At 43.2% G+C, this 22,380-nt stretch carries 24 protein-coding genes and 3 pseudogenes; 19 read left to right on the plus strand and 8 right to left on the minus strand.

All coding sequences use genetic code 11. The annotated features are described in order from the left end of the window. Positions 1-90 precede the first annotated feature (90 nt). From ACQY1X_RS15665 to ACQY1X_RS15690, 6 genes are all read left to right on the plus strand, one after another. Positions 91-372: a DUF433 domain-containing protein gene (locus ACQY1X_RS15665; RefSeq protein WP_430013100.1), complete on the plus strand. Its 282-nt coding sequence runs from the start codon at positions 91-93 to the stop codon at positions 370-372. Between the two features lie 160 nt (positions 373-532). Continuing rightward, positions 533-5,107, plus strand: coding sequence for a glutamate synthase large subunit (gltB, locus tag ACQY1X_RS15670; protein WP_430014861.1), 4,575 nt, complete (start codon positions 533-535; stop codon positions 5,105-5,107). 90 nt (positions 5,108-5,197) lie between these two features. After that, on the plus strand, positions 5,198-5,590 hold the full coding sequence (locus tag ACQY1X_RS15675; protein WP_103113063.1) for a hypothetical protein: 393 nt from the start codon (positions 5,198-5,200) through the stop codon (positions 5,588-5,590). 202 nt (positions 5,591-5,792) lie between these two features. Beyond that, positions 5,793-6,032 carry a hypothetical protein gene (locus ACQY1X_RS15680; RefSeq protein WP_002750644.1) on the plus strand — a complete coding sequence of 80 codons (240 nt, stop codon included), beginning with the start codon at positions 5,793-5,795 and terminating at the stop codon, positions 6,030-6,032. Then, positions 6,032-6,460 (plus strand): putative toxin-antitoxin system toxin component, PIN family, encoded by a 429-nt coding sequence (locus ACQY1X_RS15685; protein WP_125731734.1) that lies wholly within the window; start codon positions 6,032-6,034, stop codon positions 6,458-6,460. The genes ACQY1X_RS15680 and ACQY1X_RS15685 overlap by 1 nt, the downstream gene beginning before the upstream one ends. 60 nt (positions 6,461-6,520) lie before the next feature. Then, positions 6,521-6,643: a hypothetical protein gene (locus ACQY1X_RS15690; RefSeq protein WP_235194812.1), complete on the plus strand. Its 123-nt coding sequence runs from the start codon at positions 6,521-6,523 to the stop codon at positions 6,641-6,643. On the opposite strand, the gene ACQY1X_RS15695 is transcribed toward ACQY1X_RS15690, so the two are convergent. After that, complete coding sequence (locus ACQY1X_RS15695; RefSeq protein WP_002750641.1) at positions 6,611-6,997, minus strand: type II toxin-antitoxin system VapC family toxin; 387 nt, start codon at positions 6,995-6,997, stop codon at positions 6,611-6,613. The two genes, ACQY1X_RS15690 and ACQY1X_RS15695, sit on opposite strands and share 33 nt — an antisense overlap. Next, complete coding sequence (locus ACQY1X_RS15700; protein WP_002750640.1) at positions 6,994-7,356, minus strand: type II toxin-antitoxin system Phd/YefM family antitoxin; 363 nt, start codon at positions 7,354-7,356, stop codon at positions 6,994-6,996. The genes ACQY1X_RS15695 and ACQY1X_RS15700 overlap by 4 nt, the downstream gene beginning before the upstream one ends. Before the next feature lie 107 nt (positions 7,357-7,463). Between ACQY1X_RS15700 and ACQY1X_RS15705 the strand changes: the two genes are divergently transcribed. From ACQY1X_RS15705 to ACQY1X_RS15730, 6 genes are all read left to right on the plus strand, one after another. Further along, complete coding sequence (locus tag ACQY1X_RS15705; RefSeq protein ID WP_002748889.1) at positions 7,464-7,688, plus strand: hypothetical protein; 225 nt, start codon at positions 7,464-7,466, stop codon at positions 7,686-7,688. After that, positions 7,678-8,100: a putative toxin-antitoxin system toxin component, PIN family gene (locus tag ACQY1X_RS15710; protein WP_002750637.1), complete on the plus strand. Its 423-nt coding sequence runs from the start codon at positions 7,678-7,680 to the stop codon at positions 8,098-8,100. The genes ACQY1X_RS15705 and ACQY1X_RS15710 overlap by 11 nt, the downstream gene beginning before the upstream one ends. Positions 8,101-8,178: 78 nt before the next feature. After that, positions 8,179-8,421 carry a hypothetical protein gene (locus ACQY1X_RS15715; RefSeq protein ID WP_002737040.1) on the plus strand — a complete coding sequence of 81 codons (243 nt, stop codon included), beginning with the start codon at positions 8,179-8,181 and terminating at the stop codon, positions 8,419-8,421. Between the two features lie 31 nt (positions 8,422-8,452). After that, entirely contained in the window at positions 8,453-8,698 is a 246-nt protein-coding gene (locus ACQY1X_RS15720) for a ribbon-helix-helix domain-containing protein (RefSeq protein WP_002750632.1), read from the plus strand. Beyond that, on the plus strand, positions 8,695-9,120 hold the full coding sequence (locus ACQY1X_RS15725) for a putative toxin-antitoxin system toxin component, PIN family (protein ID WP_002750630.1): 426 nt from the start codon (positions 8,695-8,697) through the stop codon (positions 9,118-9,120). The genes ACQY1X_RS15720 and ACQY1X_RS15725 overlap by 4 nt, the downstream gene beginning before the upstream one ends. 242 nt (positions 9,121-9,362) lie before the next feature. Beyond that, a complete protein-coding gene (locus tag ACQY1X_RS15730) occupies positions 9,363-9,587 on the plus strand; it encodes a hypothetical protein (protein ID WP_002735305.1) in 225 nt (74 codons plus the stop codon). Positions 9,588-9,602: 15 nt separating this feature from the next. Here the strand turns inward: ACQY1X_RS15730 and ACQY1X_RS15735 are convergent. Continuing rightward, positions 9,603-10,207 (minus strand): annotated as a pseudogene (locus ACQY1X_RS15735) (helix-turn-helix domain-containing protein); the annotation flags it as partial. Positions 10,208-10,463: 256 nt separating this feature from the next. On the opposite strand from ACQY1X_RS15735, the gene cobA reads away from it, so the two are divergent. The 5 genes from cobA to ACQY1X_RS15760 all read left to right on the plus strand — a co-directional run bounded on the left by cobA (position 10,464) and on the right by ACQY1X_RS15760 (position 14,253). Next, positions 10,464-11,264, plus strand: coding sequence for a uroporphyrinogen-III C-methyltransferase (cobA, locus tag ACQY1X_RS15740; RefSeq protein ID WP_430014862.1), 801 nt, complete (start codon positions 10,464-10,466; stop codon positions 11,262-11,264). A 10-nt stretch (positions 11,265-11,274) separates the two neighbouring features. Next, positions 11,275-11,694, plus strand: a complete 420-nt coding sequence (locus tag ACQY1X_RS15745; RefSeq protein ID WP_002748905.1) for a secondary thiamine-phosphate synthase enzyme YjbQ — start codon at positions 11,275-11,277, stop codon at positions 11,692-11,694. 132 nt (positions 11,695-11,826) lie between these two features. Further along, complete coding sequence (locus ACQY1X_RS15750; protein ID WP_002750624.1) at positions 11,827-12,321, plus strand: photosystem I reaction center subunit III; 495 nt, start codon at positions 11,827-11,829, stop codon at positions 12,319-12,321. 45 nt (positions 12,322-12,366) lie between these two features. Beyond that, entirely contained in the window at positions 12,367-12,495 is a 129-nt protein-coding gene (psaJ, locus tag ACQY1X_RS15755; RefSeq protein WP_002738148.1) for a photosystem I reaction center subunit IX, read from the plus strand. Between the two features lie 159 nt (positions 12,496-12,654). Beyond that, positions 12,655-14,253: a peptide ligase PGM1-related protein gene (locus tag ACQY1X_RS15760; RefSeq protein WP_123229974.1), complete on the plus strand. Its 1,599-nt coding sequence runs from the start codon at positions 12,655-12,657 to the stop codon at positions 14,251-14,253. Positions 14,254-14,384: 131 nt separating this feature from the next. Here the strand turns inward: ACQY1X_RS15760 and sipA are convergent, their stop codons facing one another. Beyond that, entirely contained in the window at positions 14,385-14,597 is a 213-nt protein-coding gene (sipA, locus tag ACQY1X_RS15765; protein ID WP_002738252.1) for a regulatory protein SipA, read from the minus strand. An 8-nt stretch (positions 14,598-14,605) separates the two neighbouring features. Next, positions 14,606-14,773, minus strand: coding sequence for a hypothetical protein (locus ACQY1X_RS15770; RefSeq protein ID WP_193745192.1), 168 nt, complete (start codon positions 14,771-14,773; stop codon positions 14,606-14,608). 224 nt (positions 14,774-14,997) lie between these two features. On the opposite strand from ACQY1X_RS15770, the pseudogene ACQY1X_RS15775 reads away from it, so the two are divergent. Then, positions 14,998-15,639: pseudogene (locus tag ACQY1X_RS15775) on the plus strand (ISAs1 family transposase); the annotation flags it as partial. A 236-nt stretch (positions 15,640-15,875) separates the two neighbouring features. Here the strand turns inward: ACQY1X_RS15775 and ACQY1X_RS15780 are convergent. From ACQY1X_RS15780 to ACQY1X_RS15790, 3 genes and pseudogenes are all read right to left on the minus strand, one after another. After that, positions 15,876-17,576 (minus strand): annotated as a pseudogene (locus tag ACQY1X_RS15780) (CHASE2 domain-containing protein); the annotation flags it as partial. 15 nt (positions 17,577-17,591) lie between these two features. Further along, positions 17,592-18,719 carry a DUF1822 family protein gene (locus tag ACQY1X_RS15785; protein ID WP_430013103.1) on the minus strand — a complete coding sequence of 376 codons (1,128 nt, stop codon included), beginning with the start codon at positions 18,717-18,719 and terminating at the stop codon, positions 17,592-17,594. Between the two features lie 2 nt (positions 18,720-18,721). Then, the gene (locus ACQY1X_RS15790; RefSeq protein WP_430014863.1) at positions 18,722-19,969 is read right to left on the minus strand and encodes an RNA polymerase subunit sigma-70; all 1,248 of its coding nucleotides are present in this window, start codon (positions 19,967-19,969) and stop codon (positions 18,722-18,724) included. A gap of 284 nt (positions 19,970-20,253) precedes the next feature. Between ACQY1X_RS15790 and ftsH3 the strand changes: the two genes are divergently transcribed. Next, entirely contained in the window at positions 20,254-22,107 is a 1,854-nt protein-coding gene (gene ftsH3 / locus ACQY1X_RS15795; RefSeq protein ID WP_002737367.1) for an ATP-dependent zinc metalloprotease FtsH3, read from the plus strand. Positions 22,108-22,380: the final 273 nt, after the last annotated feature.

A 22,380-nucleotide genomic window follows, 5' to 3' on the forward strand; every position in this document is an offset into this window, starting at 1 on the left:
AGACCCTCGGTCAGCTAATCAAGTCACGGTACAGTTACAGTTATTCGATCGATACGATAAACTAAACGATATCCACTCCAGAAAACCGCGATGGTTCAAGCGACCGAATATCTCTATATCGTTCGAGACGACGAGATCTTACACGGGGAACCAATTATCAAAGGAACGCGTACACCCGTCCGCGCCATCGTCGAAACTTGGCGTATGGGGGTCGCTCCCGAAGAAATCCCCCTAGGAATGCCCCATCTGACGTTAAGTCAGATTTTCAGTGCGTTGACCTATTACAGTGACCATCTAGAGGAAATTAACGCTTATATCGAGCATAACCGCGTTCCCGACGACTTAATCGATCCGCTGCTAAAAAATTCGTGAATAATCTCTTCGGCATAAAGGAACCCTTGTCACATCGAAACATTTCCTTAAGATATAAGACCGAAGGTCCAGTCTGGATACAAAATTGATATACCTAGAATCGCTACTCTGGCTCACCCTCTAGGCCATTCCCTTCCAGACTGCTAGGCTATTAGACAAGATGAATAACAATCAAACTCCACGGAAACAAGGACTATACGATCCCCAATTTGAACATGATGCTTGTGGTGTCGGTTTTATCGTTCATAAAACGGGGAAAAAGTCCCACGATATTGTTGAACAGGCCTTAACAATTCTACTAAACCTCGATCACCGTGGCGCGTGCGGTGCGGAAAAAAATACCGGAGATGGGGCGGGTATTTTATGCCAAATCCCCGACCTATTTTTCCGGAAAGTGACCAGTAATCTAGGTTTTACCTTGCCGGCAGCGGGACAATACGGGGTAGGAATGCTCTACACGGCCCCTGATGCCGAAATTCGCGGGAAAAGTCGCCAGGAATTCGAGAAAATCGCCGCCGAAGAGGGGTTAAAAGTTCTCGGTTGGCGTGATGTTCCCACGGATAACTCCAGTTTGGGTAATTCGGCCAAATCTACCGAACCCTTTATCGAACAGGTTTTCATCGAACGCGATGCCAATTTAAGCGATGATCTGGCCTTTGAACGCAAATTATACGTTATTCGCAAGCGTTCCCACCTCAGTCGTCAATCCTTTAATCGTTACTGGTATCCTTGCAGTATTTCTAGTCGTACCATTGTCTATAAAGGGCAATTAATGCCGGTACAGGTGGGCGACTATTTCCCTGATTTACACGACCCCGACTTTCAAAGTGCTTTAGGATTAGTCCATTCCCGTTTTAGTACCAATACCTTCCCCAGTTGGGAACGCGCCCACCCCTACCGTTATATTGCCCACAATGGCGAAATTAATACCCTGCGAGGTAATATTAACTGGATGCACGCCCGTCAGTCGATGTTTGCCTCACCCTTATTCGGGGAAGACATCAAAAAAATCCAGCCGGTCATTAATATCGAAGGTAGTGACTCCTTAATTTTTGATAATGCCCTAGAATTAATGGTTTTATCGGGGCGTTCTCTTCCTCACGCTGTCATGATGATGATTCCTGAACCCTGGGCAGCCCACGAATCGATGAGTGACGAGAAAAAAGCTTTCTATGAATACCATTCCTGTTTGATGGAACCCTGGGATGGTCCGGCCTCGATCGCTTTTACCGATGGTACGATGATGGGAGCAGTGTTAGACCGCAATGGTTTGCGTCCTTCCCGTTACTACGTCACCAAAGATGACCTAGTAATTATGGCATCGGAAGCGGGAGTTTTACCCATTGAACCGGAACGCGTCGCTTTTAAAGGTCGTCTGCAACCCGGCCGGATGTTCCTTGTGGATATGAAAGAAGGTCGTATCGTGGCCGATGAGGAGATAAAAGAAGGTATTGCCAAAGCCAAACCCTATCGTCAGTGGTTAAACGAAAATTTAGTCAATTTAGACGATTTACCGGCCGTTGAAACTGCTCCACCGGAAACTGCTGTTTCCCTAATTCAACAGCAAACCGCTTTCGGCTACACTTTTGAAGAATTACGTCTTTTATTAGCCCCCATGGGCCGGGATGGAGTGGAAGCAGTGGGTTCCATGGGTTCCGATACACCCCTAGCCGTCTTGTCCGATCGGCCAAAACTGCTTTATGATTACTTTCAGCAGTTATTCGCCCAAGTCACTAACCCCCCGATTGACTCGATTCGCGAAGAAATTATCACCTCTCCCATCACCACTATCGGTGCGGAGAGAAATCTTTTGGATCCGCAGCCGGAAAGCTGTCACCTGATTAAACTTAACTCTCCCATCCTCACTAACGCCCAATTAGCGCGTTTACAGGGCAATAGCGAATTTAAAACCGTGACTATTCCCATTCTCTTCGATCCCACTTCGGGAGTCGAGGGAATGCGTTGCACAATTGAGGCAATTTGTCAAGAGGTGGACGAGGCAATTTTAGCGGGCGCGAGCATTATTATTTTAAGCGATCGAGGTATCGATAAAAATCACGCCCCGATTCCCTCACTGCTGGCGGTTGCCGGTTTACACCACCACCTCATCCGGCAGGGAACCCGCACCAGAGTCGGCCTTGTCCTGGAATCCGGCGAACCCCGGGAAGTGCATCACTACGCCCTTTTACTCGGTTATGGTTGCGGTGCGATTAATCCCTATCTAGCCTTTGCCACCCTCGGCAGTATGATCGAGGAAGGTTTATTGGTAGGAGTTGACCACCAGAGTGCCTGTAAAAACTACATAAAAGCCGCCACCAAGGGCGTAATTAAAGTGGCCTCTAAAATTGGCATTTCTACCCTGCAAAGCTACCGTGGGGCGCAAATATTCGAGGCTATCGGCTTAAATCGATCGGTAGTCGATCGCTATTTTACTTGGACAGCTTCCCGCATTGAAGGGGCCGATTTAGAAATTATTGCCCGGGAATCCCTACTCAGACATGGCCACGCTTTCCCCGACCGGGATGTTAATGTGCATACCCTCGATATTGGCGGTGAATATCAATGGCGTAAAGACGGGGAAGCCCATCTTTTTAGCCCAGAAACCATTCATACCCTGCAACAAGCGGTAAAATTGGGCAAATACGACCTCTTTAAGAAATATTCCCAACTGGTCAACCAACAAAATCAAAAATTCTTCACCCTGCGGGGACTATTAACCTTTAAAAACCGGGAAAGTATCCCCATCGAAGAGGTGGAACCGATTGAAGCGATTATGAAACGCTTTAAAACCGGGGCCATGAGTTACGGGTCCATTTCCAAAGAGGCCCACGAATCCCTCGCTATTGCCATGAATCGTATCGGTGGCAAGTCGAACACCGGGGAAGGCGGCGAAGATTCCGAGCGCTACACTTGGACAAATGAACAGGGAGACTCGAAAAATAGTGCCATTAAACAGGTAGCTTCCGGCCGTTTTGGTGTCACCAGTCTTTACCTCTCCCAAGCGCGAGAATTGCAGATAAAAATGGCCCAGGGGGCAAAACCGGGCGAAGGCGGTCAATTACCGGGTAAAAAAGTCTATCCTTGGATTGCCAAAGTCCGTCACTCCACCCCCGGAGTCGGTTTAATCTCTCCCCCACCCCACCACGATATCTACTCCATTGAAGACCTAGCGGAGTTGATTCATGACCTAAAAAATGCCAATCGTGCGGCCAGAGTGAGCGTAAAACTGGTTTCTGAGGTGGGAGTTGGTACAATCGCCGCCGGAGTCGCTAAAGCTCACGCTGACGTGGTTTTAATCTCTGGTTTCGATGGTGGGACCGGAGCCTCACCCCAAACCTCGATTAAACACGCGGGTTTACCCTGGGAGTTGGGACTAGCAGAAACCCATCAAACATTGGTGTTAAATAATCTTCGCAGTCGCATTGCGGTGGAAACCGATGGCCAGATGAAAACCGGCCGCGATGTGGTGGTAGCGACGCTATTGGGGGCCGAAGAATTCGGTTTTTCGACCGCGCCACTGGTGACGTTAGGCTGTATTATGATGCGGGTTTGTCATCTTAATACCTGTCCGGCGGGGGTAGCGACCCAGGATCCGTTATTACGGAAGAATTTCATCGGAGATCCCGAATATACGGTGAATTTCATGAAATTTATCGCCCAGGAAGTGCGGGAAATTATGGCCGAATTGGGATTCCGCACCTTAAATGAAATGGTGGGGCGAACTGATGTATTAGAGCCGAAACAGGCTGTAGAACATTGGAAAGCGAAAGGAATTGACCTAACTCCGATTCTCTATCAACCGGAGGTAGATGCAGAGGTAGGACGCTATTGTCAGATTCCCCAGGACCACGGTTTAGATAAGTCCTTGGATATAACCGTTTTAGTGGATTTATGCAAAGATGCCATTGAAAAAGGCGAAAAAGTCAAGGCGACACTACCGATTAAAAATATTAACCGCGTGGTGGGGACGATTTTAGGCAACGAAATCACTAAACGTCACTGGGAGGGTTTACCGGAAGATACCGTACATCTCCATTTTCAGGGCAGCGCGGGGCAGAGTTTCGGTGCTTTTGTTCCCAAAGGGGTGACACTGGAGTTAGAAGGGGATGCCAATGATTATGTGGGTAAGGGTTTAAGCGGTGGCAAAATCATCGTTTATCCGCCCAAAGGTTCCACTTTTGTGGCCGAGGAGAATATTATCATCGGTAATGTGGCTTTATACGGTGCAACCAGTGGTGAGGTGTATATTTCTGGGGTTGCTGGGGAACGTTTTGGGGTGCGTAACTCTGGGGTGACTACGGTGGTTGAGTCCGTTGGCGACCACGCTTGCGAGTATATGACTGGGGGTAAAGTCGTTGTTTTAGGGCCTACCGGTCGCAATTTCGCCGCCGGAATGAGTGGTGGTGTCGCCTACGTCCTCGATGAGTCGGGGGATTTCGCCACTCGTTGCAATACCCAAATGGTAGCTTTAGAGGCGCTAGAAGGGGAAGAAATCGACGATTTACGCGAGTTAATTCAACGCCATGCTGATTACACCCAAAGTCAAAAAGCGTCCCTAGTTTTAGCAAATTGGTCGGAAATGTTGCCCAAGTTTGTTAAAGTAATGCCCAAGGATTATAAGCGGATGTTGCAGTGTATTAAAGAGGCGTTAGATTCTGGTTTAACCGGCGATTCTGCCCTCGATGCCGCTTTTGAAGCCAACGCCCGTGATGTGGCAAGGATTGGCGGTAGTTAGGGTTTTATGGGGGGCTGAATAAGCCCCTTTTTTTAATTGATGATCTAGAATCTACAGTAAATACTAACCATCTGTCTATAGAGGTGTATGATGAAAAAGTTTATTGGTTATGCCAGTGTTTTCATTGTTAGTTTCTCTGGTTCGGCTGGAGCTTTTGATAATGAACAATTAATCGCTTTAAATAATTCTGATATTGCGGGTACTTGCTGGAAAAGTTCTTTTTCTAGTGGAACTGTACAACGTAGGTTTAATTCTAATGGTACCTTTGAACAATTCCAGTTCAACAATAATCCTACAAGCGTAATAGTATGGCGAGGAGCTTGGAAAATATCTTCTAATGCAATTTGGGAAAGAGTAACAGATACAACTATTGCGGGCGTAACTCGTAGTGCGCCTAATAGTAAATGGGAACAATCTTTTGTAGTTAGTAATGGACGACTAATTAACAGTTCTGGTTATGTATTCACATTAGGTTGCAATTAGAAACAAAAAGAGATTTATCTAGAGGTCGGGATATTAAAAGTATCCAGTCGAGGGATTAGAAACGGGTTATAGTGTCGAGTTTTCCGATAGGTTGGGAAAAACGATTACTGTTGTCACCATGGACGAAAATTCCCTCCGTTTCCCCACCCCGCTAAGGACTCGTGTTAAACTGATTAATCATGCTGGTGTCTAGAAGCGACCTATGCCAAACTTAACCTTAAGCAACGAACAAGTAATCGAATTAGTCAAACAACTCCCCGAAGCACAGCAACAGGAACTATTTAGATTCCTCATCCAGCGTCAGTGGGGAAATATGGAAGCTATAACCGATTACGGAAGCCAACAGGCAAAAATCGTCGCAGCAGAACGCGGCTACGATTGGGATACCATGACGGAAGACGAAAGAGAAGAATTTATCGATGAAATCGTTCATGAGAAGTAGTGATTTATACTGTTGTCTTCGACACAAATATTCTCATATCTGCTGCGCTTTCTAAAGGCGGTAGCCCGAATAGTTGTTTTTCCCTAGCCCAAAGCAAACTGATTCGATCGGTCACTTGTCCAGAGATTTTAGGCGAATTATCCGAAAAACTTCTACTAAAAATCAAATTTCCTGAAGAACGAGTTAGAAAATACATTGAGGAAATTTGTGATGCTTCTAGCATTGTTTCTATAGGTGGAACACTTAGAGCCGTTCCCAATGATCCCGATGACGATATGATCATAGAATGTGCGATTGTTGGCAATGCGACCCATATTATCACGGGGGACAAACATCTTCTTTCACTGGTTGAATATCAAAATATTCAGATCGTGAAAGCAAAAGACTTTTTGGACTTTTTAGATCGAAATAATAACCATGAATTATGAACTTTACTCAATGGGATTTTATTAAAAGATATTCGCGAAGCAAGATTATCCGCAGGAGACGTGGGGACATTGGTAGAAAAACATCAAATCGAGGGATTAGAAACGGGTTATAGTGTCGAGTTTTCCGATAGGTTGAGAAAAACGATCGCCCTACCAAAGACGTTGAATACCGTACCGATCTAAAATAGTATCTACACTAATAATCGGAATATTTTCAACAATGGCTTGAGCTACCAGAAGGCGATCAAAGGGGTCTTTATGATAAAAAGGAAGGGTGATCAGCGCATCCGTATGTTCTGGTGTGATGGCAAGGATATTAAATTGATATTGATTAAGGCATACGTCGATAAAATCTTTGTAAGATTGATGTAAAATGAGTTTACCGATACTGATTTTGATGGCGATTTCCCAATAGGATGCTGGGCTGATTAATATTTCGTTATTTTGGTTAATAATTAGTTGATGGGCGGCGCTACTTAGTGGGGATTCGTTGAGTGTGTACCAAAGCAGAGTATGGGTATCGATTAGACATTTCAATGCAGATACTCCGCAAAGTCTTGTAAGTGTTCTTCATCATCGGCCACGATGGTAATCATTCCTTTACATAGGCCAGGCCCCGGACGTTGGGGAGATGTGGGGGTTTGCCCGATTAATTTGGCTAGTGGGAGATTATTATCGGTAATCAACAATTCTTCTCCCGGTTTGAGATTGTATATCAGTTCGGGCAGTTTGGCTTGAGCTTCTTGGAGAGAGACAATCATAATTTTACGGCAAGCGCGAAGATGAAAGGACTTTCTAGGCCGATAATTTCTCGATTCTAACCGATCGAAGCCCGGAAGGTGTAGGCGAACCGAAAACCTTCTCCATTGAGGACCGGTGTTAAACTGATTAATCATGCTGGTGTCTAGAATTGACCTATGCCGAACTTAACCTTAAGCAACGAACAAGTTATCGACTTATTCAAACAACTCCCCAAAGCACAGCAAGAATGAGCCTTAATACTATGAGCAAAATTTCGATCGAAGTCAGTCCCGAAGCGGCAGAAGTCTATCAATCCGCATCCCCGGAGGAACAAGAACGCGTCCGGGTTCTTGTCGATTTGCTAATTAGAAAGCCAGTTAACAGCGATATCGATTTCTTGAGAAAACTAATGGACGAAATTAGTGATGAGGCGGAAGCTAGAGGATTAACCCCCGAAATTTTAGAATCTTTACTAAATGAGCCTTGAATATTCTTTTATTCTCGATACCAACGTTTTAGTAAGCGCGCTTCTGTCGAAAAACGGCAAAGCTCGTCAGGCATTAGACAAAGCCCAAAATATCGGCAAGCTTTTAATGTCCGAATCTACTTTGTTAGAATTGATCACTGTTTTCAATCGTGCCAAATTCGATAGATATGCCTCCTCAGCAAAAAGGCGGCTATTTATAACGGCGATAGAAAGAACCGAGGAAATTGTCGTGATTCGAGAGAAAATCAAGGTTTGCAGAGATGAGAAAAATAATCAGTATTTAGAACTAGCGATCGATGGTCAAGCTACCTGTATTGTAAGCGGCGATTCTGATCTATTAGTTTTAAATCCATTTCGAGAAATCCCAATTTTAACGATTCAAGAATTTCTAGATCATGACTTTTCCCGTTAGCGATCAGTCCCCCCACCCACGAGCCGGCTAGAGACTCGTGTTAAACTGATTAATCATGCTGGTGTCTAGAAGCGACCTATGCCGAACTTAACCTTAAGCAACGAACAAGTGATCGAATTAGTCAAACAACTCCCCGAAGACCAGAAACAGGAAGTTTATAAAATTCTCATCCTCAGTCAGTCGGACCGATGGGAATCCTTGTCTAACTACGCCATTGACAAAGCTCGAATCGTAGCCAAAGAACGCGGCTATGATTGGGATACCATGACGGAAGAAGAAAAAGAAGAATTTATCGATGAAATCGTTCACGAACCATCATAATATCCACCGAATTTACAGAGTGTATTTTACCATGAATATTACCTTAAATCCCGAATTAGAACAATTAATTAACTCTCAATTAGCGACAGGAAACTATAACAGCGTTGAAGATTTATTAAAAGACGCTTTGTTAAATTTAGCGGACAAACAAAACCGTCAGACTTTAAGCCAAAAAGTTAAAGAACTCTTTGATAAAACTCAATCCTTACCCGGCGTTCAGGATATTACCGAAGAAGATATCGCCGCAGAAATTGAAGCCTATCGGAGAGGCGAATGAAAGTCGTGATCGATACGAATATTCTAGTTTCGGCAATTTTAAAAGGAAGGTTGCCGAGAACGGTTATACAATTCGTGATCGAGTCTAATAAAATCGAATGGATTGTTTCCGAAGCTATTTTAACTGAATATAAAGATGTTGTCAGCCGTCCTAAGTTTAAGCTGTCGGAAGGAGTGATAAGAGAATGGTATAGGATTTTCGATACAGTTCCTAGATTAATTGATGTTCACAGCACCGTTGATTTCCCTAGAGATCGATCGGATGCTAAATTTCTAGCTTGTGTGATGACAAGTGATGCTGACTTTTTGATCACAGGTGATAAAGACTTTGAAGAAGTAGATAATTTAGGATCGACAACTATAATTTCTGCCTCAGAATTTAAAGCACTCGTGATCGATCCCGTTGCGGATGAAGAATCTTGAAATCCTGTTGATCCCGCGATACTCGATCGAAGGAGTCTTTATGATAAAAAGGAAGGGTAATCAGCTCCTCCGTAGGTTCTGGTGTGATGGCAAGGATATTAAATTGATATTGATTAAGACATAATTAGCTGGTTATAATTAAATTAAAAATGGACTATGCGGAACTTAACCTTAAGCAATGAACAAGCACTCGAATTAGTCAAACAACCCCCCGAAGCATAGCAAGAATGAGCCTTAATAATATGAGCAAAATTTTGATCGAAGTCAGTCCCAAAACAGCGGCAGCCGATCAATCCGCATCCTCTGAAGAAAAAGAGCGTGTTCGGATTTTTATTGATCTGTTGATGAGAAAGCCGAGTAAAGACGATAGGGACTTTCTTGGTAAGCTGATGGACGAAATTAGCAATCGATCCGAAGCTAGAGGATTAACACCCGAAATCCTAGAATCTCTATTAAATGAGCCTTGAATATTATTTCGTTTATATATTGACTAATGCGACAACTTTTTCTAAGCTTATAGCACTAATTATTGAAATATTTCTTCCTCTTTTTTGTGGTTTTATTTCTCGATCTCTTTGGGCAATTAAGGCTCTAGCATAGAGTCTCAAAAGGGCTAAATTTACCCCCGATTCATCGATAAAAATTAGTTTTGATGCCTCAATTTTCCGAACTTGGAACCAGTACTCTACTCTTTTTTGCTATACCCTGTCACTTTCTTTTTCCGCCGCGTGTAGTGTTTTTTTTTGAAACTGTAATTGAGTTTTTGCGTCAGCCGTCCTAGGGTGGCTCTACTGACTTTCACCTGTGTCTTTTCATACAGTAATTCTGATAATTCTTCGAGAGTTGCATCATTGTTAGCTTCGATGATTTCTATTAAAATTATCAGTTGTTCACTATTTAACTTGGTTGGCGGACTTCCCCCTTGCGGACGAGGACGGATATCTCCTGTTTCTTTATATTGCTTCAATAACTTCTGAATAAAGCTTTTAGCCACGTCAAATCTCTGGGCTAGTCCTCGAATGGAAATTTTTTCTTTCTTCCAGACATCGATAATTTTTTGGCGAAAATCTACAGAATAGGGTCTCATAGGAAGCTGGCGAGTTCTATTATTTGTCTATTTGCTTTCTATTGTACCTCATAGCTCCAAGAATTTCTATAGACAAGATTTAGGATCAGAGTGATCGCTAGATTAAAGGTTAAGTAATGTTAAGATCATAATTCTTCATGAAGAAAGCGCATGATCGCCGAGTGACTGTAGCTAAGAATACCAAATTTTGCCCCAGTCACAATAAAGTAGGGATCAAGCGCATTCGATCGAAGCAAGAATTTTCTCCCCAGTATCTATGAATCAATCAGAAAGTTGCGGTAAGGTCTATCTCGTCGGTGCGGGTCCCGGGGATCCCGGTTTGTTGACCTTAAAAGCGAAAGTTCTCTTAGAAAATGCCGATGTTGTCCTCTATGATGCCCTAGTCAGCCCCTCGATTCTAGCCATGATTAACCCCAAGGCCGAACAAATCCATGGGGGTAAGCGTCGCGGTCGTCATTCTCTGGTACAGGAGGAAATCACCGATTTACTGATCCAAAAGGCCCAGACTAATGCCGTGGTTGTTCGTCTCAAGGGAGGTGATCCCTTTGTTTTTGGTCGCGGGGGTGAAGAAATGCTCGATCTGATCACCGCCGGAATTAGCGTCGAGATCGTGCCGGGGATCACTTCAGGAATTGCCGTGCCTGCCTACGCCGGTATTCCCCTCACCCATCGCGATTATAGTTCCTCCGTTACCTTCGTCACCGGCCACGAGATGGCGGGTAAATATCGTCCCCAGGTTAACTGGTCAGCGATCGCCCATGGTGCAGAAACAATTGTCGTTTACATGGGTGTGCATAATTTACCCCATATTATCGGCGAGTTAACCAAGGCGGGCAGAAGTCCAGAAACACCAATCGCCCTGATTCGCTGGGGAACAACACCGCAACAACAGCAATTAATCGGTACTTTCAGCACGATTATGGACCAGATCGAAGCCACCGGCTTTGAAGCCCCAGCGATCGCTGTTATCGGGGCAGTGGTGGACCTTAACGATCTCTTGCAAGCGGGACAACCTTTGCTCTCCAGGACAATCCCCCCCACCCCCATTTCTCCCTGATTCGGTTGCCATGCGTCAATATCAAAAATCCCTGACGATTACCACCAGTCCCAAGAATTTCCATCGTCTCACTGCTCCCATAGAAGCGATCGTGGCTGAATCGGGCATAACGACGGGATTATGCAGTCTATTTGTCTGTCACACCTCCGCTTCCTTGCTGATCCAAGAAAATGCCGATCCCGATGTTCTCACAGATTTGGCCAATTTCTTCGCCAAGTTAGTCCCGGAAGATAGCAGTCTCTACTATCACTCTACCGAAGGGCCAGACGATATGCCCGCTCACATTCGCTCAGTCCTAACCCGGACATCGGAACAAATCCCGATCGCTAGGGGTAAATTAGTTTTAGGCATCTGGCAAGGTATCTATCTCTGGGAACATCGTCAGAGTCGTCACCAAAGACAAGTGGTGGTTCATATCACCGGGATCTGAAGCTTTGCGTATAGTTTTGTAATAGAAACTTTACTCGTACCCCTCATCGGAGTAAGATTTTTTCCGTGTACGATCAAATTGTTCGCTTTTTGAACAAAGAACTTCATATTTCGTAACAAAAGGAAACAATTTATGCGAAAATTGTTCGCTCTGGCCCTGGTGCTATCCCTCTGGTTCACCTTTGCCGCTCCAGCGTCGGCTGATTTGTCCAATCTGACCCCTTGTAGCGAAAATCCCGCTTTCCTACAAAAAGCGAAGAGTTTCCGCAACACCACTCCCGACCCCGAATCGGGAGCCAAACGCGCTCAAATCTACTCCCAAGCTCTCTGTGGACCGGAAGGCTATCCCCACCTAATTGTTGATGGTCGTTGGGACCACATGGGCGATTTCTTTATCCCTAGCATCCTATTCCTGTACATTACCGGTTGGATCGGTTGGGTTGGTCGGGCCTATTTAATCGCCGTGCGCGACGACAAAGATGCCGAAATGAAGGAAATCATCATCGATGTTCCCCTCGCTCTCAGCAAAATGTTAACGGGTTTTCTCTGGCCTTTGGCGGCTTTACAAGAAGCCACTTCCGGTAAATTAACCGTTAAGGATTCGGAAATTACCGTTTCCCCTCGTTAATTTTTGTGTCAAACCCTTGACTTTTTATTCCCTAGGAGAACTCAGATGGAAGGACTTACTAAATTTCTCTCGTCCGCACCCGTGTTAATTATGGCGCTGCTGACTTTCACTGCCGGGATTTTAATCGAATTCAATCGCTTTTATCCCGATCTCTTATTCCACCCGCTAGGTTAAAGCCAATCTCAGGTGATTAAAAGGGATACAGAGTCCACTGTATCCCTTTTTAATGGCAATGATCACAGGGGAATATTAAGAAAAGAAAGACACTGGAGACGACAGGCTCTCAAAATCGATAAGATACAGGTATCTGCAACCCCAGAGGTGGGACAAACCATGCTGTTAGATAGAGATTTGATGCTAGAAAAGCGGCTGCGGTATCAAGAATTACAAGAAAAATTAAAAGAGATTTGGCAGGGAGAAAACGTTCTCGAATCGGATGAATGCGATTATGATATCCTAGTTATCCCTTCTTTTAGTATCGATCAGAGAGTCGGTCAAAAAGTGGCGGGGTTTTTACATTACGAAGAAAGATTATTATTTTCTCTGATTCGATTGCGACACCCGAAAACTCGTTTAATCTATGTAACAGCGCAGCCACTTTCGCGGATGGTGATTGATTATTACCTGCAATTGTTGCCTGGGATTCCTTTTTCCCATGCTAATAATCGTCTGTTATTACTGACAACTCACGATAACTCTTTTCAACCTTTAACCCAAAAAATTCTGGACAGACCGCGCTTAGTAGCAAGAATCCGGCAAGCGTTGCGTCGAGATCGGGCCTATATGGTTTGTTTTAATTCTACTAATTTAGAGCGAGAATTGTCTTTACAATTAGATATTCCTTTATTTGCCTGTAGTCCAGATTTATTGTATTGGGGTTCTAAAAGTGGCAGTCGCGAGATTTTTGGTCAAGGCAATATTCCCCATCCTGACGGTAGTTTACAGGTAAATACGGTCAAAGATTTGTTATACGAAGCCGCTAGTTTGTGGTCCCGTCAACCGCAACTAAAACGCATGGTAGTGAAGTTAAATGAGGGGTTATCGGGAGAAGGAAATGCAGTTTTAGATTTACGTCCTTTAGGGGAAATTGTTGATAGTAACAGCCTAGATTTAAGCGAGAAAATGAATCTCTTGGCTAAACTATTAGACAAGATGAGTTTTCAAGCAAGGGATGAAAATTGGGACAGTTTTTCTGGCAGAATTGCTGAATTAGGGGCAATTGTCGAAGCTTTTATTGAAGGAGAAGAAAAGCGATCGCCGAGTGTGCAAGGTTATATTACACCCACGGGAGAAGTGAAGATTCTTTCCACTCACGATCAAATTTTAGGGGGTCCCGATGGTCAAATTTATCTAGGTTGCCATTTTCCCGCTGATGAAAATTATCGCCTGCAATTACAGGAATTAGGTCTAAAAATAGGGGAAATTCTGGCAGCCAAGGGAGCAATTGAACGCTATGGAGTTGATTTCGTCGCTGTTAAAAATCCAGAAACTTTAGTCTGGGATCTACAGGCGATCGAAATTAATCTGCGAAAAGGAGGAACCACCCATCCTTTTATGACTTTGAAACTTTTAACTAATGGTAAATATGATCGAGAAACTGGATTATTTTTCAGTCAACCTCACCAAGAAAAGTATTATATTGCCTCCGATAATCTCCACAAACCCCAATACAAAGGTTTACTTCCCGATGATTTAATGGATATTATTGCTAAACATCACTTACATTTTGATAGTAGCAGTAAAACGGGAACGGTTTTTCATCTCATGGGTGCGCTGTCAGAATTTGGTAAATTAGGGTTAACTTGTATCGGCAATTCTAGTGAGGAAGCGGCGGCAATTTATCAGCGTGTGGAACAGGTTTTAGATTGGGAAACAGAGCCTAGTTCCATAAATTTAGGTTATTATTCTGGATTACCGATCACTTGGATATAACTAGACTGATTTACTGGGTATAATTTTTTGTCTGAGAGATTTAATCATCCAAGCAGGCAGTTTCTGGCAGCCAATGACCGATAGTTTTACCTTGGTTAAAAGTTGTCTTGACTGCGATGCACTTAACTGGTTTAAATGACCTCTAAATATTTGCTATCGAGCAGAAATGAGCCTCGATCGAATTTTACACCCCAATAACCCCCCGGCCGGCGATCAATCACCGTGCCTATATCGTCAATATTGAGCAGATCCGGCGGCCGTAACATAGGCATGGGATCGGCGGTTTTCAGGTAAGGGGGAATGGCAATCAGACGGACTTTTCCCCCGATGCTAATTTCACTCATGGTACTGACTAGATGCGATCGTGATAATCTTCCAAGTTAGCATATTTCAAATCATTCTCAAGATAGATTCCCCAAAGAATAGGTGTTGTGTAAGCTGTTCTCGTCACATTTTTCCCTTGGGTTGGGGTGTTGCCTGACCTAGCGGCGAGGGTGGCGATCGCTATCAGTACAACCAAAAAAACCAAAATCTGAATCGTTAGTTGGGGAGAAGAATGTAAAGATTTCTTAAATTGTATTTTTTGATACAGTTGTGGGAAGAGAAATGTGTAAAAAAACGTTGTCTCCCTTTGTTCTTGGGTTGGGGTGTTGCCTGACCTAGCAAAGAAACGACAAAAGTAGGCTAATAGCCTCAAAGCATAAGACTACAAGCTTACACACAAAAAACACTACTCAGGAATAAAAAGTGTCTGAAATCGACGAAGGGCAAGCTATAATTGAGGATTGCTCTCTCCAAAATAAAGTTTTTACTGGCGATGCTTTACACTGTCAGAAAAAAACAATCAGCTTAATAATCAAGAGTAAAAATGATTATGTTATCACGGTTAAAGGAAATCAGAAAAATCTTTATCAGCGAATACAAGACCTGAGTAATTCCTCAAAGCCAGAAAGTTGCTTTCTCAAACAAGATAATAGTCATGGACGAAAAATATCAAGAAAAATAGAAGTTTTTAAAGTGAGGAAAAATGAAAGACAAGGGTTTGAAAATCTGCGCCGAATTATTAAAGTAGAAAGAAGGGGTAGTCGCGGGGATAAAACTTATGAAGAAACAGCTTACTATATTAGTAGCCTAACCGCGTCCGCTCAAGTATTTGCTAAAATTATTCGAGGACATTGGAAAATAGAAAATCAGTTACATTGGGTAAAAGATGTAATTTTTGAGGAAGATAAAAGCGAGATAAGTGATTTTCAAGGGGCAAGCAATTGGTCAATTCTCACAACCATAGGATTGAATCTTTTCAGAGGTTTGGGTTTTCTCTCAATAACGGAGGGACAGAGGTGGTTAGCTGAACGTTGGGAAAAACTGATAGTTTTATCGACGTAAGAAGCAGAAAAATTAGCTAAATTAACAGGATGTACTCTCAGGGAATTTCACGAGAGATAGGCTTTTAGTGGCTTGATAAAAAGCTTTATCCATCTATTCATAATAAATATTGGCAGGGTATTAAAGATTAATTATTGTGACTAACTCTTTTGATTAGAGAAAGATAAACTTGAGAATTTTGAGTTAAATTTATTGACTCAAAATCAGCTGTACTTAATTTAAATGAAACAGCCCTAGGGAAGACAGGGAGAGGTGCGATCGAGTTTTGCCTGATATAAAAAACGACGAATTCGGGGAACTCCGGCAATGGTTTCGTCTGGGACTATGTTACTAAAACCACTCTGATTTTTTGGCAGTTCCGGGGGTGGGGGAAATCCGTCCGGTTGCGGGTAATTATTAAACTTACAAATCGAGATAAAATTAGGAGTATTTTGTAATTGTTTGGCTAGGGGTGGATAATCTTGACTGGCAGCGATGGGACGGAGGATATCTAAGGCGATAATTTGCGGTTCGTAGGGCAGTAATTTATTTAAAAGCTGCGATAATGCTTCTCCTGCGAGGGAACGTTTTCGATCGCTTCCGGGTATTGTTGGTCTTTTCATACCCATGCGATCTTGATAGGCCCAATCTTGGCGATCAATGGTAATAATTAATAATCTGTCATCGGGTTTATCTTTGGGTTTTAGTTGCATCAGGCGATCATAAATATTTAATTCTAAGGGTTCTAAAATTCCCGTTTCTCTTATTGCCAAGACTGTCATGGCTACGGCTAAACCTAAACCGAAAGTTAGAGCAAATTGTCGCCAATTTTGTTGTTTTTGAGGGGAGTTACTGAAACTATGCCAAGTGGGGGGTTCTTCGGTGGTATTGGGGCAAACTACGGGCAGCCAACTGGCACAGGGATAGTCTTTTTCCCAGTCATCGTGCAGATTTTTTTGGGCTTCATGTACGGCGCTATAGAGAGATTTATTATTGGTAAAAGCGGTTAAAAAGTATTGCAGAAATTTGGGAGAAACGGGATCGGGTAATTTCTCGCGCATAAAGATTAGATGGGGTAATGCCATCCCTTTTTCCCGTGATAGTTGTTGTGCTAAACCGATACCATCACAGGAGTTAAATATCGCTAACTTTAACCCGTTTTTAGTGGCTTCTCCCAGGGAAAAGCTAAAATCAGCTATCTTTAATTTATGAGTTTCTGTTAGTTGAATTTCGCAATCTTGGCCATCTTCTGTACTGGCACTATGACCGCTAAAAAAGAGAATATTCCAAGTTTCTTGACGCAATAACTGATTTAATTTTTGCGGGTGAGGGGCTTTTTCCCAGATAATTTCGGCTCCTGCTTTTCCCGCAATATCGTCTAAAGTTTTGCGATCTTCTTCGAGAAATCTTAAGTCGGTGGCATAGCCTAAAATGGCTAAAATCCGAATTTTTTCATGATTTTTTAATTGTCTGGTTAAGGTATCGTATTCCGAGACAATAATGGCTATATCTGCGCCGGTATTTTGGAGGATTTCCCATTTTTCCCAGGGGAATCTTTGCAGCCAAATATTATCGGTTTGTAACCAGATACGAAAGTTATTACCAGAGCGCAGAATTGCGGTTTTGATCGGTTCAAATTCTGGGCTATTATTCAACCATTTGTTTAAGTTATCCTCAAATAATTTGGCTTTTTCTTGGCAGTTTTTAAAAACTAAACTCTGCTGAGAACTATTGGTAATTTGTTGGGGATTACTATCTTTTAAGATTTTAAAAAATCCCTCTAATTCACTATAGTGACGTTGCCATTGACGGTAAAGAGTTAATAACTCTAAATTAGCTGGTAGCCTTGCTTTGATCACAGTTTGGGGACGAGAATTAAGATCGGGACGAATTTCTAATTTTACTTTAAATCCCCGATCGAATGTGCCATCTAGTTCGAGAGTTAAGAGTTTAATCATTAAGTTTTTCCTCGCTTATACTTGTAAATATTCGGTGACTCTTGCCGATTCTAAGGCCACTTCAATGAAGAATTTATCCCCCAATTCAGCATCAAATCTATAACGAATAAATTCATCGTTATCTGTGGCAATTACTTCTCGAAAAACCTGACCAGTTTCGGTGAGAATAGTTAATTTTAAATGGGGGGGTAAAGTGCTTGTTTCTCCCGTGGGGTAAACAGTCGCTTGCAGGCTAAATACTTCTTCAATTTTAGCGATAGTAATCATCAAAGCGAGGGGATTTCCCAGTAATTCTACTCCTAAATCTTTGATGCGTTTAATTTCTGTATTTTTGAAAGCTGTAACCAGTGACAGTGAGCTAAAATCGAGGATACTTTGCCAATCAATGGGGAAATTATCAGTAAACCAATTGGTTAACTTGACGGGGGATTTTTGCCGACGGGTAATTAAAATTTTTCTCCAGTTACTATTGACGATAACTGCTGCCCATTCCTGAAAAGTAACGGCTTTTCTGGGAAAGATTAACTGAGGATTAGCTAAGATGTCTAGTAAGGTTGTCAATCTATCTAAAGATAGTTTTTCTTCCATCTTTTCCCGTTCAATCTTCACTGGTTGTAATTGACACTCTCCCCATAAATCTAAAGAATCTGATCCTGATTGCAGTTGATTTCTCGGTAGAGAGTAGTTAAGATTACGCTTAATATATTGTCCTTTTTCCTTAATATCTTTATGGGTAGTAGAACCCCAAATTCTCAGATGACTTTCGGCAGTGTTTACCTGTACCGCTAGATAATAATCACCAATTAATTGAGGAATATCTACCCATTCTTGAGGAATTTCGATCGCTTCTAGATCCAGAGTTTCGCTGGCAATAACTATTACTGACTTTTCGCCTAATTTAACGGTAAAACCATTAACTCCTAGTTGCCAGAAATCCTCTTGATTTTCTACTAAGCTAACCCCAGGCATCCCTGACTGTAGATAGTTAAAAATAACTTGTTGACAGAGATAATTAATATAAAATCTCTGACGAATACTGGCATCAGTAAAACTGGCACTTTTTGCCCAACTTATCTCTTGAATATCGGCGGGTATTTCTAGCCAAATGCTATCAGGAGTTAGTTCTAACCAATCATTAACCATAATTAATCCTCCTGAGTTGTTGCGCTGGTTTGATAGTAGTATGTTAGCCATGGTTCTATTGCCTTACTAATAACTTCTCTATCGTGAGACTGGAAAGAAATATGCAGGTTTTCGCTGGCCCAGGGTAAAAACTTTTTAGCGAGGTGACGATAAACTTTATCCAGTTCCCTAGAAACCTGATATTGTTTGATAACCACCGTGGTAATTTCTGTAATCTTAGCGGCAATTGCCACTTGTCCCAACCCCAACCCATAAGTCATCTCTAGAATTAACTGAATTTGCGGATGCAGTTTTGCCTGTTGCGGCTGCTGACAAATCTGTTGAATTTCTGCCCCTAACCAAGCTAGAATTTTTTGGTGGTTTTGTTGCGACTCGCGAAAATTTTCCGCCGCTTCTAATTGCTGCCAAGGGGTATCATGGTCAGTATCTTCGATCATTTCCTCCCTCGTGCTACTTTCCTCACCCCCTAAAGGTTGCTGTAGAGAAATTGTTTTTCCTTGGGGAAATAAATAATCAAAAATAGCTTGTCCCGCATCCTTTAACCATCGGGTAATTGTCGCAGAATTGATTTTGATGGTAGAGTGGCTATCCGAGTTATAAGCAGCGGCGATTTTTTGCCAGATTTCTGGACTAGGTTCCTGAATTTTACCATCGGTTTTTATTTTTGCCTGGGCATAAATTTCTTTATAGTAATCCCAAGCTAAAAGGTAATTTTCGAGAGTTTCCCCCACTAATCCCCTCGCCTGGAGAGCTTGGCTGAGACGCGCTCCGGTAGAATTAAGTAGTAGGCTCCAAGTATTATGGCCGAATGCTTGACTAATCTGACGGATGCGATCGATTAAGCGATATTTAATCCTCTGAGTGGCAAAATTATCGAAGCGAGTGGAGAATAAAGGCTTAAAGTCGGCTAAGATAGCCTCAAAACCAAGAATTCCTTCGTTAAAGTAGTCTTCGATCTGATAATCTAGTTTAGCTTGATATTTTTGATAGATTTCGGCAGCAGCCCAGTAGCAAGGTTCCTGCAAATAAGCATATAAATGCCCACGAAAAAGATGATTTTTGGAACCGGGATTCTGATACTGTTGCTGAAAGAATAGGGACCAATATTCCTCGGACTCGACATTAGGATCGATTGGGCCATAGCTTTCCATGTTACGACGCAAACGCCGATCGCAATTCCATTCTGTCCTATTTTGCTGCAAAACTAAAAAGCAACAAAACTTCTCCAGCAAAGTCTCTCGTTTTTTCATCTAGCTAGTCCCCGTGGAGGTCAACTAAACTCTCTATCGTTCCACTTGCAGCTTTTATGCAGTATTTTGGCATTTTGTTACAAATTGATCATACTCGGTCGAGGAGAGTCACAGTAAATGGCTTTTTTACCCACTGCCAACCCCCAACAGCTAACCCCCAGGGAGGACTACGAGGGGCATCTTTTAAAAAAAACCTGTCCACTGTTCCTGAGAAACGTTAACATAAGTTAACAACCCCTTAACAACCGATAAGATCATCCTCAATTTATCAGGAGTTCGACAGCGTGAACAAAAACGGTAATAACAAAAAATGGCGCAATGCGGGACTATATGCCCTATTGTTAATCGTAGTCCTTGCCTTGGCCTCAGCTTTCTTTGATCGCCAGCCAGCAGTGCAACAAACTTGGAAGTATAGTGAATTTTTACAGGAAGTACGGGAAGGTAAAGTAGAAACCGTGCGCTTAAGTGCCGACCGGCAACGAGCGATCGTACCCACCCAAGATGGAGCAAATGTATTAGTTAACCTGCCCAACGATCCGCAATTAATCAACATCTTGGCAGAAAATAACGTTGATATTTCCGTACTGCCCCAAAGAGAAGAAGGAGTATGGGTAAGAGCCTTCAGTAGCCTATTTTTCCCTATATTGCTTCTTGTTGGTCTATTTTTCTTGCTCCGTCGCGCTCAAAGTGGTCCCGGTTCCCAAGCGATGAACTTCGGCAAATCGAAAGCAAGAGTACAGATGGAACCCCAAACCCAGGTTACTTTCGGTGATGTGGCCGGGATTGAAGGGGCAAAATTAGAATTAAACGAAGTGGTGGACTTCCTGAAAAATGCCGATCGCTTCACGGCAATTGGAGCAAAAATCCCCAAAGGAGTCCTTTTAGTCGGTCCTCCGGGGACTGGTAAAACCCTACTCGCTCGCGCAGTAGCTGGAGAAGCGGGAGTCCCGTTTTTTAGCATTTCCGGTTCGGAATTTGTGGAAATGTTCGTCGGGGTGGGTGCTTCTCGCGTCCGCGACCTATTTGAACAAGCGAAAGCGAATGCACCTTGTATCGTCTTTATCGATGAGATTGATGCTGTCGGTCGTCAACGGGGTGCCGGTTTAGGGGGTGGTAACGATGAACGGGAACAAACCCTCAACCAATTATTAACGGAAATGGACGGTTTTGAAGGTAATACAGGTATTATCATTATCGCCGCCACTAACCGTCCTGATGTATTGGATGCCGCTTTATTACGTCCGGGTCGTTTCGATCGCCAAGTGGTGGTGGATCGTCCCGATTACGCTGGCCGTAAGGAAATCCTTAATGTCCACTCCAGAGGCAAAACTTTGGCCCAAGACGTGGATCTCGATAAAATCGCTCGTCGTACCCCCGGTTTTACCGGTGCGGATCTGGCTAATTTGCTCAACGAAGCCGCAATTTTAGCGGCACGTCGCAATTTAACCGAGATTTCCATGGATGAGATCAACGATGCGATTGATCGTGTCTTGGCCGGCCCTGAGAAGAAAAATCGCGTCATGAGCGAAAAACGCAAAACTTTAGTTGCTTACCATGAAGCTGGTCACGCTTTGGTGGGTGCTTTAATGCCGGATTATGATCCTGTCCAGAAAATTAGTATTATTCCTCGCGGTCGCGCTGGGGGTTTAACTTGGTTCACTCCTAGCGAGGATCGCATGGAATCCGGGTTATATTCTCGCGCTTATCTGCAAAATCAGATGGCTGTAGCTTTGGGGGGTCGTTTAGCTGAAGAAATTATCTTCGGTGAGGAGGAAGTGACTACGGGTGCTTCTAATGACCTGCAACAGGTGGCACGAGTAGCGCGGCAAATGGTAACTCGTTTCGGAATGAGCGATCGCCTGGGACCGGTGGCCTTAGGTCGTCAAAATGGTAATGTTTTCCTAGGTCGTGATATCGCTTCCGATCGAGATTTCTCCGATGAAACTGCGGCCGCTATTGACGAGGAAGTGCGTAACCTAGTAGAACAGGCCTATCGTCGCGCTAAAGAGGTTTTAGTCAATAACCGCGCCATCTTAGACCAGTTAGCGCAAATGTTAGTGGAAAAAGAAACCGTGGACGCGGAGGAGTTACAAAATATCCTCGCTCATAACGAGGTGAAAATGGCGGCTTTAGCTTAAGTTTTGTAACATTTTCTTGACAAACAGCATCCTGATGGGTGCTGTTTTTTTGTTAAATGAAAATTAATGACAAACTTAATTTCTTGCTGATCAGCTGTTAATCAGCTTAACAGGCGTTGCTGATTTGAGATATGATACTAAATCCGTTGAGTATAGGCTACATATCAGGAAAGGCAAAAGGCAAGAGGCAAAAGGGGGGATAAATAATCAGTTTTTAATAACCAGATTTAGTATGAATCTTCTCTTGTGGGATTTTTAAAACCTAGACCCAAA

The organism is Microcystis protocystis FBCC-A270, assembly GCF_050500235.1.
Lineage (GTDB): Bacteria > Cyanobacteriota > Cyanobacteriia > Cyanobacteriales > Microcystaceae > Microcystis > Microcystis ichthyoblabe_A.

Coding starts and splice junctions, on each gene's coding strand:
- ACQY1X_RS15665 (WP_430013100.1), top strand. CDS start 91: ATGGTTCAAGCGACCGAATATCTCTATATCGTTCGAGACGACGAGATC.
- gltB (WP_430014861.1), top strand. CDS start 533: ATGAATAACAATCAAACTCCACGGAAACAAGGACTATACGATCCCCAA.
- ACQY1X_RS15675 (WP_103113063.1), top strand. CDS start 5,198: ATGAAAAAGTTTATTGGTTATGCCAGTGTTTTCATTGTTAGTTTCTCT.
- ACQY1X_RS15680 (WP_002750644.1), top strand. CDS start 5,793: ATGCCAAACTTAACCTTAAGCAACGAACAAGTAATCGAATTAGTCAAA.
- ACQY1X_RS15700 (WP_002750640.1), bottom strand. CDS start 7,356: ATGATTAATCAGTTTAACACCGGTCCTCAATGGAGAAGGTTTTCGGTT.
- ACQY1X_RS15705 (WP_002748889.1), top strand. CDS start 7,464: ATGAGCAAAATTTCGATCGAAGTCAGTCCCGAAGCGGCAGAAGTCTAT.
- ACQY1X_RS15710 (WP_002750637.1), top strand. CDS start 7,678: ATGAGCCTTGAATATTCTTTTATTCTCGATACCAACGTTTTAGTAAGC.
- ACQY1X_RS15715 (WP_002737040.1), top strand. CDS start 8,179: ATGCCGAACTTAACCTTAAGCAACGAACAAGTGATCGAATTAGTCAAA.
- ACQY1X_RS15720 (WP_002750632.1), top strand. CDS start 8,453: ATGAATATTACCTTAAATCCCGAATTAGAACAATTAATTAACTCTCAA.
- ACQY1X_RS15725 (WP_002750630.1), top strand. CDS start 8,695: ATGAAAGTCGTGATCGATACGAATATTCTAGTTTCGGCAATTTTAAAA.
- ACQY1X_RS15730 (WP_002735305.1), top strand. CDS start 9,363: ATGAGCAAAATTTTGATCGAAGTCAGTCCCAAAACAGCGGCAGCCGAT.
- cobA (WP_430014862.1), top strand. CDS start 10,464: ATGAATCAATCAGAAAGTTGCGGTAAGGTCTATCTCGTCGGTGCGGGT.
- ACQY1X_RS15745 (WP_002748905.1), top strand. CDS start 11,275: ATGCGTCAATATCAAAAATCCCTGACGATTACCACCAGTCCCAAGAAT.
- ACQY1X_RS15750 (WP_002750624.1), top strand. CDS start 11,827: ATGCGAAAATTGTTCGCTCTGGCCCTGGTGCTATCCCTCTGGTTCACC.
- psaJ (WP_002738148.1), top strand. CDS start 12,367: ATGGAAGGACTTACTAAATTTCTCTCGTCCGCACCCGTGTTAATTATG.
- ACQY1X_RS15760 (WP_123229974.1), top strand. CDS start 12,655: ATGCTGTTAGATAGAGATTTGATGCTAGAAAAGCGGCTGCGGTATCAA.
- sipA (WP_002738252.1), bottom strand. CDS start 14,597: ATGAGTGAAATTAGCATCGGGGGAAAAGTCCGTCTGATTGCCATTCCC.
- ACQY1X_RS15785 (WP_430013103.1), bottom strand. CDS start 18,719: ATGGTTAATGATTGGTTAGAACTAACTCCTGATAGCATTTGGCTAGAA.
- ACQY1X_RS15790 (WP_430014863.1), bottom strand. CDS start 19,969: ATGAAAAAACGAGAGACTTTGCTGGAGAAGTTTTGTTGCTTTTTAGTT.